The following is a 13057-nucleotide window of genomic DNA, read 5'->3' as shown; positions in this document are numbered from 1 at the left end:
CGTGGAGTCCCCCGGGCCTCAGGCCTTGGTGCTCTTGTAGCCCCGGCCCCACTGGAGCCCCCAGCCGTACAGCCGGTCCAGCTCGGCCTGGAACCCGTACACGAACTTCACCTCGCGGCGCACGATCAGCTCGCCCTTGACCTTCTCGATGGACAGGACCGCGCAGGAGCGGGCCTGCGGGTGCCGCTCGTCCAGCGGGATCTCGATCCGGGGGCCGGCGGTCGGGTAGAGGGTGACCAGGGCGTGGGTCCGGTCGAAGGCCGGGGTCTGGTCGTAGATGTAGACGAAGACCAGCAGCCGTTTGATCTCGTCGGCGTGGTCGAGGTTGATGTAGAGGGTCTCCCCCGAGCCCGAGCCGAACCGGTCGTCGCCGCTGAGCTTCACGTACGGCGGGTCGTTGAGGTCGCCGAGCAGGTTGCCCAGGGGCTGGACGGCGCCCCGGGTGCCGTCGGTCAGCTCGTAGAGGCAGCCCATGTCCAGGTCCACGTTGACCATGCCCTGCGTGTGGGCCTGCACGATGTCGGGTTTGAAGAGCTTGAACGGGTGCCGGAAGAGCTGCCCGCTCTGGCCGGAGCGGCCGCCGAAGTCGGAGGTGCGCATCCGCCAGGAGAGGTTCACGCGCATGTTGCCGTGAACGGCCTGCTGTTTGGTGAGCGACACCGTCGGCTGCCGCCTGGTGAGCTCGATGGCGTTCGACGAGGCGTTGCCCGAGTCGAAGCCCATGGCGCGAGCGCCCCTGATCCCGTCGAAGAACCCCATGTTCCAACCCCCCAGGTCGGTCCGTGCAGCGGAAAATGCGGCGGGGCGGCCGCGCGGTCCAGTGGATCCGCGCGGCCGCCCCGTCGTTACTGGAAGCGTTCCGCAATCAGCGCCGGGTCACACCCCGGCACCGACCTCCGCGGGGCTGTCGCCGCCCTCGGCCTCCAGCCGCTTGTTGCGGCGGACGGAGGACCAGAAGGACCAGGCGATGAGCACGACGCCGACGAGGCCGGTGATGACCTCGTTGATCTCGTACTGGATGGTGACGAGCAGGATCACGGCGAGGGCGCCGATCGCGTAGTGCGCGCCGTGCTCCAGGTAGACGTAGTCGTCGAGGGTGCCCTGGCGGACCAGGTAGACCGTGAGCGACCGGACGTACATGGCACCGATGCCGAGGCCGAGGGCCATGAGCACGATGTCGTTGGTGATGGCGAAGGCGCCGATGACGCCGTCGAAGGAGAAGGAGGCGTCGAGGACCTCCAGGTAGAGGAACATGAAGAACGCGGCCTTGCCGGCCATGGCGACGGCCGAGACGGGCTTGCCGCTCTTCTTGGCGGCTTCCTCCGCCTCGTGCTCGGCCTCTTCCTCCTCTTCGAGCTTGTTCTCGAAGTAGCCGGAGAGGCCGCCGACGATCATGTAGGTGATCAGGCCCAGGACGCCGGAGACCAGGACGGTCTGCGCCTTGTCCACGTGGGTGCCGCCGTGCTGGTGGGCGTTGGCGGCGAAGGTCATCGAGGTGATGACCAGGACGATCAGCGCGATGCACGCCGACAGCATGTCGATCTTGCCGAGCTTGGCGAGCGGGCGCTCCAGCCAGGCGAGCCACTTGATGTCGCGGTCCTCGAAGATGAAGTCGAGGAAGATCATCAGCAGGAACATGCCACCGAAGGCGGCGATGGACGGGTGGGCGTCCGTCACCAGCTGCTTGTACATCTCCTTGTCGGTCATCGCCAGGTCGACGGCCTCGATGGGCCCGATCTTGGCGCTGATCGCCACGATGACGACGGGGAAGACCAGGCGCATGCCGAACACGGCGATGAGCACGCCGATCGTGAGGAAGATCTTCTGCCAGAAGGCGTTCATCTTCTTCAGGATTCCGGCGTTGACCACCGCGTTGTCGAAGGACAGCGAGATTTCGAGGATCGACAGGATCGCCACGATCCCAAAAGCGGTCCACCCCCCGTAGAACACCGCTGCGACCAGACCGAGCGCAGTGACTGCGAACGACCAGCCGAAGGTTTTGAGAACCACTGGCACCCCATCGTCTTGTACGGCTTTACGAAACGTTGACCCCGAAGTCTAGAGCGATGCCCCGCAGCCCCGACGCGTACCCCTGTCCTACCGCACGGAACTTCCATTCACCCCCGTACCGGTAGACCTCCCCGAAGATCATCGCGGTCTCGCTGGAGGCGTCCTCGGTCAGGTCGTAGCGGGCGAGTTCCTGGTCGTCGGCCATGTTCACCACGCGGATGAAGGCGTTGCTCACCTGGCCGAAGCTCTGCCGGCGGGAATCCGCCTCGTGGATCGAGACCGGGAAGACGATCTTGTCGACCTGGGCGGGGACCTTCGTGAGGTCGATGATGATCGACTCGTCGTCGCCTTCACCCTCGCCGGTGAGGTTGTCCCCGGTGTGTTCGACGGAGCCCTCGGGGCTCTTGAGGTTGTTGTAGAAGACGAAGTACTCGTCCCCCAGCACCCGGCCGCTGTTGCACAGCAGTGCGCTGGCGTCGAGGTCGAAGTCCGCCCCCGTGGTCGAGCGCGCGTCCCATCCGAGACCGATCAGAACCCGGGTGAGGTTCGGTGCGGCCTTGGACAGGGAGACGTTGCCCCCCTTGGCGAGTGTGACGCCCATGATGTGGTCCTCCCCGGACGACGTGGTGGTGATGGCCGAGCCACCCGCTTCATGGTGGCAAAGCCGGTCCGGCGCCGTACACAGGGGTGCACGGCGCCGGACGGACGAACTGCTCTGGGGTTTCGGCTCAGACGTTGACGCCGAAGTCCTGCGCGATGCCGCGCAGGCCCGAGGCGTAGCCCTGGCCGATGGCGCGGAACTTCCACTCGGCGCCGTTGCGGTACAGCTCGCCGAAGACCATGGCGGTCTCGGTCGAGGCGTCCTCGGAGAGGTCGTAGCGGGCGAGCTCGGTGTTGTCGGCCTGGTTCACGACGCGGATGTAGGCGTTGCGGACCTGGCCGAAGCTCTGCTGGCGGCTCTCGGCCTCGTAGATCGAGACGGGGAAGACGATCTTGGCGACGTCGCCCGGGACGCCGGCGAGGTTGACCTTGATGGCCTCGTCGTCGCCCTCGCCCTCACCGGTGGTGTTGTCACCGGTGTGCTCGACCGAACCGTCCGGGCTCTTCAGGTTGTTGAAGAACACGAAGTTCGAGTCGTTGGCGACCTTGCCCTGGTCGTTGGTCAGGATCGCGCTGGCGTCGAGGTCGAAGTCGACACCGGTGGTGGTGCGAGCGTCCCAGCCCAGACCGACGATGACCGCCGTCAGGTTAGGCGCGGCCTTGGTCAGCGAGACGTTGCCGCCCTTGCTGAGGCTGACTCCCACGGGTCCTCCATTGGTTTTCGTATGGGGCGGGGCCCCGTCGTGCGTTGCTACCGGATCAACGGTTCGATCCTAGTGACGGGTTCCCGCCCACAGGCGGTTTTCGTACGGAAGCCGCCGACGGCTCCGTCTCAGAGGCTGTCGAGGGCCTTGATGTACTCGTTCAGGTCACGCGCGTCGGGCAGGCCGTTGACGACGGTCCAGCGCACGATGCCGTCCTTGTCGATGACGAAGGTGCCGCGGACCGCGCAGCCCTTGTCCTCGTCGAAGACGCCGTAGGCGCGGGAGGTCTCGCCGTGCGGCCAGAAGTCGGACAGCAGCGGGTACTCCAGGCCCTCCTGCTCCGCGAAGACGCGCAGGGTCGGGACCGAGTCGTTGGAGACGGCCAGCAGCTGCACGTCGTCGTTCTGGAAGCGGGGCAGCTGGTCGCGGAGCTCGCACAGCTCGCCCGTGCAGACGCCGGTGAAGGCGAAGGGGTAGAAGAGCAGCACCACGGCCTTCTCGCCGCGGAAGTCGGAGAGCCTCACGGTGGCGCCGTGGTTGTCCTTGAGCTCGAAGTCCGGGGCCTTGTGACCGACCTCGATCGCCATCTCTCGTATCCCTTCGTTTCCTGCGTCCCCGCACGGGGCCGTTCGGGTGAGGCCCAGCCTACGGCCCGTCCCCGGAGAGCGGACCGGACCGGCGCGCCGGAAGCGGGTTCCGGGGCCGGCCCGCGCGCCGGCCCCGGAACGCGCACACCCCGCCGGCCGGGGAGTCCCGGTCGGCGGGGTGCGTGCTTTCCGCTCGGCTGCGGGGCGCAGATCAGCGCTTGGACTTGGCTGCCTTCGGCGTCACCAGCTTGGTGGAGACCCACTCCTTGCCGACGGGCCCGCCCTTGGCGAGCGACAGGCCGGCCGTCTCGGCGGCCTCGCTGATGTCGCTGGCCACGACGTAGCCGTCACGGCCCGTCTTGGGCGTCAGCAGCAGGATCAGTGCGCCGTCCTCGACCAGCTCGGTCGCGTCGACCAGGACGTCCGTCAGATCGCCGTCCTCGTCGCGGAACCACAACAGCACCGCGTCGGCGCCCTCGTCGTAGTCCTCGTCGACGAGCTCGCTGACGAGGGTCTCGACGACGTCACGGAATTCCTGATCGACGTCCTCGTCGTAGCCGATCTCCTGGACCACCTGTTCGGACTGGAAACCCAGCCGGGTGGCCAGGCTCTCCGCGTGGTCCGCGGTCGCGCTCACGGGGTGCCTCCTGCTCATGTTCGGTGAATGTCTTTCGGCGGCGCGCGTACGCGCAGCATTGGGCGTAGTCCACACGGGCGCGGCGGATCGCGCAAGTACCCGGCCGCCGAGACCGTCGAAACGGTGACGATTACGGCCGTCTCGCCGCAACTTTCAGGCTTCCCCGGTGGACCACCGGTGATTCATCCCACACCATTCCAGCTCATTCGGCATCGCATGAGGACTTTCCTACCTGTTTGAGGGACGAACGTCCTTACGAACCCGCTGATCGACTTGGGCGTATGGTTGCGATTTGGCCCGGCACCGGGCAAGGCACGCCGGCCCGCTCCTTCGCCGCTCCAGGTGTTACCCAGTGGTAGAGGTGAAGATTTCGGCCGGGCGTAAGACCATGGGAGGCGGCGACCCAGGGCACGACTCCCCCGACAGCGAAGGAACAGCGTGGCTTCCGCATCCGATCGCAACCCGATCATCATTGGCGGTCTTCCGAGCCAGGTCCCGGACTTCGATCCGGAGGAGACGAAGGAGTGGCTCGACTCCCTCGACGCCGCGGTCGACGAGCGGGGCCGCGAGCGCGCCCGCTACCTGATGCTGCGACTGATCGAGCGGGCCCGCGAGAAGCGCGTGGCCGTGCCGGAGATGCGCAGCACGGACTACGTCAACACCATCGCCACCAAGGACGAGCCGTTCTTCCCCGGTAACGAGGAGATCGAGCGCAAGGTCCTGAACGCCACCCGCTGGAACGCCGCGGTCATGGTCTCCCGCGCGCAGCGCCCGGGGATCGGCGTCGGCGGCCACATCGCCACGTTCGCCTCCTCCGCCTCCCTCTACGACGTGGGCTTCAACCACTTCTTCCGGGGCAAGGACGAGGGCGACGGCGGCGACCAGATCTTCTTCCAGGGCCACGCCTCCCCGGGCATCTACGCCCGCGCCTACCTCCTGGACCGGCTCACCGAGCAGCAGCTGGACTCGTTCCGGCAGGAGAAGTCGAAGGCCCCGTACGGCCTGTCCAGCTACCCGCACCCGCGGCTGATGCCGGACTTCTGGGAGTTCCCGACCGTCTCGATGGGCCTCGGCCCGCTCGGGGCGATCTACCAGGCCCGGATGAACCGGTACATGGAGGCGCGCGGGATCGCGGACACCTCCAAGTCCCACGTTTGGGCGTACCTCGGCGACGGCGAGATGGACGAGCCGGAGTCGCTGGGCCAGCTCTCGCTGGCCGCGCGCGAGGGCCTGGACAACCTGACCTTCGTCGTGAACTGCAACCTTCAGCGCCTCGACGGCCCGGTGCGCGGCAACGGCAAGATCATCCAGGAGCTGGAGTCGATCTTCCGCGGGGCCGGCTGGAACGTCATCAAGCTGATCTGGGACCGCTCCTGGGACCCGCTGCTGGCGCAGGACCGCGACGGCATCCTGGTCAACAAGATGAACTCGACCCCCGACGGGCAGTTCCAGACGTACGCCACCGAGTCGGGCGCCTACATCCGCGAGCACTTCTTCGGCGGCGACCAGCGGCTGCGCGCGATGGTCGAGGGCATGTCCGACTACCAGATCCAGCACCTGGGCCGCGGCGGCCACGACCACAAGAAGGTCTACGCCGCGTACGCGGCGGCCAAGGCCCACAAGGGCCAGCCGACGGTGATCCTGGCGCAGACGGTCAAGGGCTGGACGCTCGGCCCGAACTTCGAGGGCCGCAACGCCACGCACCAGATGAAGAAGCTGACGGTCGACGACCTCAAGCGCTTCCGCGACCGCCTGCACATCCCGGTCACGGACGCCCAGCTGGAGAGCGGCGCGCCGCCGTACTACCACCCGGGCCGCAACTCGCCCGAGATCCAGTACATGCACGACCAGCGCAGCGCCCACGGCGGCTACGTGCCGACGCGCGTGGTGCGGGCCAAGCCGCTGCAGCTGCCGGACGAGAAGACGTACGCGGCGGCCAAGAAGGGTTCGGGACAGCAGTCGATCGCCACCACGATGGCCTTCGTCCGCATCCTGAAGGACCTGATGCGGGACAAGGAGATCGGCAAGCGCTTCGTGCTGATCGCGCCCGACGAGTACCGCACCTTCGGCATGGACGCCTTCTTCCCTAGCGCCAAGATCTACAACCCGCTGGGGCAGCAGTACGAGGCGGTCGACCGCGACCTGCTCCTCGCGTACAAGGAGTCCCCGACCGGCCAGATGCTGCACGACGGCATCTCGGAGGCGGGCTGCACGGCCTCGCTGATCGCCGCGGGTTCGGCGTACGCGACGCACGGCGAGCCGCTGATCCCGGTCTACGTCTTCTATTCGATGTTCGGTTTCCAGCGCACCGGTGACCAGTTCTGGCAGATGGCCGACCAGCTGGCGCGCGGTTTCGTCCTGGGCGCGACCGCGGGCCGGACCACCCTGACGGGTGAGGGCCTCCAGCACGCCGACGGTCACTCCCTGCTGCTGGCGTCGACGAACCCGGGCTGCGTCGCGTACGACCCGGCCTACGGGTACGAGATCGCGCACATCGTCAAGGACGGCCTGCGGCGCATGTACGGGCCCGACGCCGAGGACGTCTTCTACTACCTGACGGTCTACAACGAGCCGATCCAGCACCCGGCCGAGCCGGCGGGCGTCGACGTGGACGGCATCCTCAAGGGCATCCACCGGGTCTCCGAGGGCACCTCGGGCGCCGTCGGGGCGCAGATCATGGCCTCGGGCGTGGCGGTGCCGTGGGCCCTGGAGGCGCAGCGGATCCTGGCCGCCGAGTGGAACGTCCGGGCGGACGTCTGGTCGGCGACCTCCTGGAACGAGCTGCGCCGCGAGGCCGTCGAGGTGGAGGAGCACAACCTGCTCCACCCGGAGGAGGAGCAGCTCGTCCCGTACGTGACGCGGAAGCTGTCGGGCGCGGAGGGGCCGTTCGTGGCGGTCTCGGACTGGATGCGCGCGGTGCCGGACCAGATCTCCCGCTGGGTGCCGGGTACGTACACCTCGCTGGGCGCGGACGGCTTCGGCTTCGCGGACACGCGCGGCGCGGCGCGTCGCTTCTTCCACATCGACGCGCAGTCGGTGGTCCTGGCGGTGCTCACCGAGCTCGCCCGTGAGGGCAAGGTGGACCGCTCGGTGCTGAAGCAGGCCGTCGACCGGTACCAGCTGCTGGACGTGTCGGCCGCGGACCCGGGCGCCGCCGGCGGCGACGCCTGACGCCTGCGGCGAGCACGCCGGTGTGAGCCCCGTCCGGATGCCGGGCGGGGCTCACCCGTGCCGTTCCCTACGATGCTCCGCATGAAGGAAACCTCCCGCCAGCTGCTGTGGGAGCGGCGGAGCCAGACCCCGCTGCTCGTCCTCGCGGTGGCCTTCGCCCTCGCGTACGCCGTGCCGATCGTCGCCCCGGACGCGGACCCGGCCGTGCACCGGGCGTGCACGTACGCGGAGTGGGTGGTGTGGGGTGCCTTCGCCCTCGACTACCTCGTGCGGCTGGGCCTGACGCGGGACCGGCGGCACTTCGTGCGGACGCACTGGCTGGACCTGGCCGCGGTGGTGCTGCCGCTGGTGCAGCCCCTGCGGCTGCTGCGGCTGGTGGCCACCCTGATGCTGGTGGGGCGGCGGGCGCGGATGGCTCCGCAGATCCGGCTGACCACGTACGTGGCGGGGGCCGTGGTGGGGCTGCTGATGTTCGGCTCGCTCGCGGTGCTGAGCGTGGAGCGGGACGCCCCCGACGGGAACATCAAGAACCTCGGCGACGCGGTGTGGTGGTCCTTCACCACCATGACCACGGTCGGGTACGGGGACCACTCCCCCACCACCGGTCTGGGCCGGGTGCTGGCGGTCGGGCTGATGCTGTCGGGGATCGCCCTGCTCGGTGTGGTGACGGCCAACATCGCCGCCTGGTTCATCGCCCGCTTCGAACGGGACGACCAGGCGGAGCGGATCCAGCTCGCGGCGATCCGGGAGCTCCAGGCGGAGGTACGGGCGCTGCGCGCCGAGGTCGCGCTGCTGGGCGGCGGCGGCCAGGGCGCGATGCCCGCCCAGGCCGCCGGCCACTCCGAGCAGCCGGGGGCTACGTCTCCCACACCTTGAACGCCCTGATCTGGTAGGGGGAGGCGGGCAGCCAGACCCCGTTGCCCGAGTAGGTCTCGAACTGGCCGGTCTCCGCGCACTCGGCCGACTGGTACGCCGTCACCTGCCGCTGGATGCGGTTGATCAGGGACTGGTAGTTCCCGGCGGGCAGGGTGATGCAGCTGTTGATGTCGACGGTGCTGAGGTCGTAGGTCTGCCTGGTGCCCTTGAAGTCCGGCTTCGCCCACAGGCACAGCTCCCCGGTGGCGCAGGGCGGGCCGGCCGCGTGGGCGCCGGCGGCGGTGCCGGGTACGAGGGTGGCGGCGGCCAGCAGGGCGGCGGCGAGGGTGGTGGCTCGTGCGGTGCTCCACGTACGCATGACGGGGTCAACTCCTCCTTGACGGACGGGCTCCGGACTCCTTCCGGTGCTCCGTCGACACCACGCTGACCTGCGGCGACGTCCGAGCGGAAGGGGCTGGGGGCGGGTCCACCCGGATAGGCGACAGCCCCGCCGGAACCGTCCGGCGGGGCTGTGGCGGGCGCGGGGTTGACGTACCCGTAACGCGTCGGCGGGCTGCTCAGATGTGGGCCGCGGCGCCCGCTCCGGCCTCGGCGTTCTGCCCTCGCTTGGTGAAGCAGGCCACGACGGCGGCGAGGACGGCGACGACCGCGGCGCAGGTGAAGGCCGTGCTCATGCCGGACACGAAGGTGTCGTGCGCGACGCCCGCGATGGTCTGCGCCACCGGCTCGGGCACGCCGGGCGGTACGGGGGCGATGCCGACCTGTACGCCCTTCTCCGCGAGGTCGAGCTGTTCCGGGGTGAGCGGGGGCAGGCCCGCTCCCTGCCAGTTGTCCCCGAAAGTGTCACCGACCTCGGCCGCCATGACCGCTCCGAGCACGGCGGTGCCGAGGCTGCCGCCGACCTGCATGGCCGCCTGCTGGAGGCCGCCCGCCACGCCGGACAGCTCCAGCGGGGCGTTGCCGACGATGACCTCGGTGGCGCCGACCATGACGGGCGCGAGGCCGAGGCCGAGCAGGGCGAACCAGAGCGACATGGTGAGCGTGCCGGTGTCGGGGGTGAGCCGGGCCATGCCGAAGCAGGCGGCGGCGGTGGCGACCATGCCGGCGACGAGCGGGATCCGCGGGCCGACCTTGGTGATGGCGGCGCCGGCCAGCGGCGAGCCGACGATCATCATGCCGGTGAGGGGCAGCAGGTGCAGGCCGCTGTCGACCGGGCTCATGCCGTGCACGTTCTGCAGGTAGAAGGTGACGAAGAACAGGCCGCCCATGAAGGCGAAGGCCATCAGCACCATCAGCACGGTGCCGGCGGACAGCGGCAGCGAGCGGAACATGCCGAGCGGGATCAGCGGCTCGGAGACCTTGCTCTCCCAGACGGCGAAGAGCGCGAAGCACAGCACCGAGGCGCCGAGGAAGAGCAGGGTCTTCGTGTCCCCCCAGCCCCATTCGGCGGCCTTGATCAGCGCCCAGATCAGGGAGAACATCGCGGCCGACAGGAGCACGATGCCCGGCAGGTCGAAGGAGCGCGGGGCGTTCTCGGCGCGGTGGTCGAGCAGGATGACCAGGCCGAGGACCAGGGCGATCACACCGACCGGCACGTTGATGAAGAAGACGGACTGCCAGCTGACGTGCTCGACGAGCAGGCCGCCGACGATGGGGCCGGCGGCGGTGGAGGCGCCGATGACCATGCCCCAGATGCCGATGGCCATGTTGAGCTTCTCGGCGGGGAAGGTGGCGCGCAGCAGGCCGAGGGCGGCCGGCATCAGCAGGGCGCCGAAGAGGCCCTGGGCGACGCGGAAGCCGATGACGAGCCCGACGCCGGTGGACAGGCCGATCGCCGCCGAGGAGAGCGCGAAGCCTGCGATGCCCATGAGGAAGGTCTGGCGGTGCCCGAAACGGTCGCCGAGCTTGCCCGCGGTGATCAGGGAGACCGCGAGGGCCAGCAGGTAACCGTTGGTGATCCACTGCACCTCGGCGAGGCTGGCGCCGAGGTCCTTCTGGATCGCCGGGTTGGCGACGGCGACGATCGTGCCGTCGAGGGTGACCATCATGACGCCGACGGCCACCGCGAACAGGGTGAGCCAGGGATGGCCGCGCAGACCGGCGCGCGCCGCCGGATCCGGGCCCGTTTCCTTGGCGAGCGTGATCTGACTTGTCATGCGAACAGGCTAATGACAGTCGCTGACACTTCACAAACGGCTTAACGCGACAGCGGCTGTCAGGTCCGTCACAGGTACCCTGACCGCTTACTCAGCGTCAGATCAGGATCAGAGAGGACCCCGCGGCGATGACCGACCAGCGGCCCGCGCCGGCGGCCGGACTGCGCGAGCGCAAGAAGCGCCGCACCCGGGACGCGCTGCTGCGCGCCGCCCTGCTGCTGTTCATCTCGCAGGGCTACGAGCGGACCACGGTCGACGAGATCACCGACACCGTCGAGGTCTCGCAGCGCACCTTCTTCCGGTACTTCGCCAACAAGGAGGAGGTCGCGTTCGCCGTACAGGACGTGGTCGAGTCCCACTTCCTCGCCGCCCTGCGGGCCCGGCCGGCCTCCGAGGGCCCGCTGGAGGCCATGCGCAACGCGGTGCTCGCCTCCTGGGACACCGTCGGGGAGGCCATCTCCGACGTGGTGCCCGTGGACCTCTACATGCGCAGCTACCAGCTGATCGAGTCCACTCCGGCGCTGCTCGCCGTGCACCTGCGGCGCTCCACCGAGCTGGAGGAGGAGATCGCCCGGCTGATCGCCGCCCGCGAGGGGCTCGACCTGGACGCCGACCCGCGGCCCCGGGTGGCGGTGGCCGCGTTCAGCGGCGTGATGCGCGTCACGGGCCGGCTCTGGGGGCAGGGCGAGGACACCAGCGTGGCCGCGATCCGGCGGATGACCGTGGCCTACCTCGACCAGATCGGCCCGGCCCTGGCCGCGGACTGGCGCCGGGCGCCCGCGGCGGGCTGATCCGGGCCCGGGCACAGGGCCGCGGACCGCTCCGGAAGGCGCCGCCCGGGAGTGGCTCCGGGCACACCCGCCGCACCCGCGGGCGTCCCCCCGGACCGGCAACAGAGCGTGATCGGCGGGGAGATGTGTCCCACGACCGGCCGTGAGCCCGGTCACCCGGCGCGCCGCAGCCTCCACCGGTCTCCTAGTCTGGCTCCAGTGAACCTGCCCGGCCGCCCCGCCCCCACCACCCCGGACGCCCCCGCGCGCCCCGCCGCCCTGCGCATGCTGCTCGCGCTCGGCGTCGTGTTCCTGATGCTGGCGACGACCGGCTGGACCGCCGTGCACCGCCCCGACGCCGGGATCCAGGCGCGGGCCGCCGAGCTCGTCGCGTGGGCCTCGGCGCGGATCGACGGCCGGGCCGTACCGCCCGCCGACGCCCCCGTACGCACGGTCGCCCGCTTCTTCGCCGACCTCGACGGGGCCCAGCGGGGCCACCTCGTCGACGGCTACCCGCTCGTCGTCGGCAACCTCGACGGGGTCCCCGCCGAGCTGCGCTACCGCGCCAACCGCCGCTCCCTGGCGCTGGCCGCGCGGCTGGAGGAGTCCCGGGGCCGGGACGTCGCCCTCACCCCCGCCGACCGCAGCACCGCCGTCCGGCGCGCGCACCGCTTCGAGTCCCTCGCCGAGCCCGGCCGGCAGATCCTCGCCTTCGACCCCACCGGCAGCGGCCTGGTGGCCGAGGTCTTCGGCGACCTCGACGCGGCCCGTCGGGTCTCGGTGGTCGTCCCCGGCGTCGACACCGACGCGCTGACCTTCGAGCGCTCCCAGCGCCGTCTCACCGCCCCCGCCGGCATGGCCCGTTCCCTGTACGAGGCCGAGCTCTCGACCGCGCCGGCCGAACGGACCGCCGTCATCGCCTGGGCCGGCTACACCGCCCCCACCGGCGTCGGCGTGGACGCCGCCACCGGCAGGCTCGCCGTCCAGGGCGCCGCCCGCCTGGAGTCCCTGGCCGCGGCCCTGCCCGGGGACGCGAGCGTGGCCCTGATCTGCCACAGCTACGGCTCGGTGGTGTGCGGCGTGGCCGCGCACCGGCTGCCCGAGCGGGTCACCGACGTGGTGGTCGCCGGCAGCCCCGGCATGCGCACCGAGAACGTCGCCGGACTGCACACCTCGGCCCGGGTCTGGGCGATGCGCGACGAGGGCGACTGGATCTCCGGCGTACCGCACATGGAGGTCGGCGGCGTGGGCCACGGCGCGGACCCGGTCTCCCCGGACTTCGGCTCGCGGCTGCTGTCCTCCGAGGGGGCCCGGAGCCACACCGGCTATTTCGAGCCAGGCACGGCCTCGCTGGACAACTTCGCCAAGATCGGAACCGGCGCCTTCGGTTCCGTCGCGTGCGCGAACGGGAGCGACGACTGCCGCGCCGGAATTTCCGCCACGGACGGTGACTGACGGGGGTATCCCCCGCCGCACACCCGTAGCAAGCAGAAAACCGGGCCTGAAGACGAGGGGGACGCGCGGGGGCGCGTCCCTCTACCATGTG

12 protein-coding genes are annotated in these 13057 nt (G+C 70.1%); 4 read left to right on the top strand and 8 right to left on the bottom strand.

Annotated elements, in window-relative coordinates; all coding sequences use genetic code 11:
* Positions 1–18: 18 nt before the first annotated feature.
* From OG553_RS23270 to OG553_RS23245, 6 genes are all read right to left on the bottom strand, one after another.
* A complete protein-coding gene (locus OG553_RS23270) occupies positions 19–759 on the bottom strand; it encodes a Tellurium resistance (RefSeq protein ID WP_405980835.1) in 741 nt (246 codons plus the stop codon).
* Positions 760–876: 117 nt separating this feature from the next.
* Positions 877–2010 (bottom strand): DUF475 domain-containing protein, encoded by a 1134-nt coding sequence (locus tag OG553_RS23265; protein WP_405980834.1) that lies wholly within the window; start codon positions 2008–2010, stop codon positions 877–879.
* A 25-nt stretch (positions 2011–2035) separates the two neighbouring features.
* Entirely contained in the window at positions 2036–2611 is a 576-nt protein-coding gene (locus OG553_RS23260) for a TerD family protein (RefSeq protein ID WP_362461002.1), read from the bottom strand.
* Between the two features lie 127 nt (positions 2612–2738).
* Positions 2739–3314, bottom strand: a complete 576-nt coding sequence (locus OG553_RS23255; protein ID WP_385769365.1) for a TerD family protein — start codon at positions 3312–3314, stop codon at positions 2739–2741.
* A 128-nt stretch (positions 3315–3442) separates the two neighbouring features.
* Positions 3443–3901, bottom strand: coding sequence for a peroxiredoxin (locus tag OG553_RS23250; RefSeq protein ID WP_007263894.1), 459 nt, complete (start codon positions 3899–3901; stop codon positions 3443–3445).
* A 211-nt stretch (positions 3902–4112) separates the two neighbouring features.
* Positions 4113–4538, bottom strand: coding sequence for a DUF3052 domain-containing protein (locus OG553_RS23245; RefSeq protein ID WP_405980833.1), 426 nt, complete (start codon positions 4536–4538; stop codon positions 4113–4115).
* Positions 4539–4976: 438 nt separating this feature from the next.
* Between OG553_RS23245 and aceE the strand changes: the two genes are divergently transcribed.
* Positions 4977–7709: a pyruvate dehydrogenase (acetyl-transferring), homodimeric type gene (gene aceE, locus OG553_RS23240; protein WP_405980832.1), complete on the top strand. Its 2733-nt coding sequence runs from the start codon at positions 4977–4979 to the stop codon at positions 7707–7709.
* Positions 7710–7790: 81 nt separating this feature from the next.
* Positions 7791–8585, top strand: coding sequence for a potassium channel family protein (locus tag OG553_RS23235; RefSeq protein WP_405980831.1), 795 nt, complete (start codon positions 7791–7793; stop codon positions 8583–8585).
* Here OG553_RS23235 and OG553_RS23230 read toward each other — a convergent pair.
* Both OG553_RS23230 and OG553_RS23225 read right to left on the bottom strand, forming a co-directional pair.
* The gene (locus OG553_RS23230) at positions 8566–8943 is read right to left on the bottom strand and encodes a peptidase inhibitor family I36 protein (RefSeq protein ID WP_405980830.1); all 378 of its coding nucleotides are present in this window, start codon (positions 8941–8943) and stop codon (positions 8566–8568) included. The two genes, OG553_RS23235 and OG553_RS23230, sit on opposite strands and share 20 nt — an antisense overlap.
* Before the next feature lie 199 nt (positions 8944–9142).
* Entirely contained in the window at positions 9143–10741 is a 1599-nt protein-coding gene (locus OG553_RS23225; RefSeq protein ID WP_405980829.1) for an MFS transporter, read from the bottom strand.
* 128 nt (positions 10742–10869) lie between these two features.
* On the opposite strand from OG553_RS23225, the gene OG553_RS23220 reads away from it, so the two are divergent.
* Positions 10870–11532: a TetR/AcrR family transcriptional regulator gene (locus OG553_RS23220; protein ID WP_405980828.1), complete on the top strand. Its 663-nt coding sequence runs from the start codon at positions 10870–10872 to the stop codon at positions 11530–11532.
* Positions 11533–11796: 264 nt separating this feature from the next.
* On the top strand, positions 11797–12966 hold the full coding sequence (locus tag OG553_RS23215) for an alpha/beta hydrolase (RefSeq protein ID WP_405983113.1): 1170 nt from the start codon (positions 11797–11799) through the stop codon (positions 12964–12966).
* Positions 12967–13057 lie beyond the last annotated feature (91 nt).

This window comes from Streptomyces sp. NBC_00158, assembly GCF_045160885.1.
GTDB lineage: Bacteria > Actinomycetota > Actinomycetes > Streptomycetales > Streptomycetaceae > Streptomyces.
The sequence above is the reverse complement of the archived record's forward strand: the minus strand, read 5'-3'. Positions and strand labels throughout refer to the sequence as shown.

Coding starts and splice junctions, on each gene's coding strand:
- OG553_RS23270 (WP_405980835.1), bottom strand. CDS start 759: ATGGGGTTCTTCGACGGGATCAGGGGCGCTCGCGCCATGGGCTTCGAC.
- OG553_RS23260 (WP_362461002.1), bottom strand. CDS start 2,611: ATGGGCGTCACACTCGCCAAGGGGGGCAACGTCTCCCTGTCCAAGGCC.
- OG553_RS23250 (WP_007263894.1), bottom strand. CDS start 3,901: ATGGCGATCGAGGTCGGTCACAAGGCCCCGGACTTCGAGCTCAAGGAC.
- OG553_RS23235 (WP_405980831.1), top strand. CDS start 7,791: ATGAAGGAAACCTCCCGCCAGCTGCTGTGGGAGCGGCGGAGCCAGACC.
- OG553_RS23230 (WP_405980830.1), bottom strand. CDS start 8,943: ATGCGTACGTGGAGCACCGCACGAGCCACCACCCTCGCCGCCGCCCTG.
- OG553_RS23225 (WP_405980829.1), bottom strand. CDS start 10,741: ATGACAAGTCAGATCACGCTCGCCAAGGAAACGGGCCCGGATCCGGCG.
- OG553_RS23220 (WP_405980828.1), top strand. CDS start 10,870: ATGACCGACCAGCGGCCCGCGCCGGCGGCCGGACTGCGCGAGCGCAAG.
- OG553_RS23215 (WP_405983113.1), top strand. CDS start 11,797: ATGCTGCTCGCGCTCGGCGTCGTGTTCCTGATGCTGGCGACGACCGGC.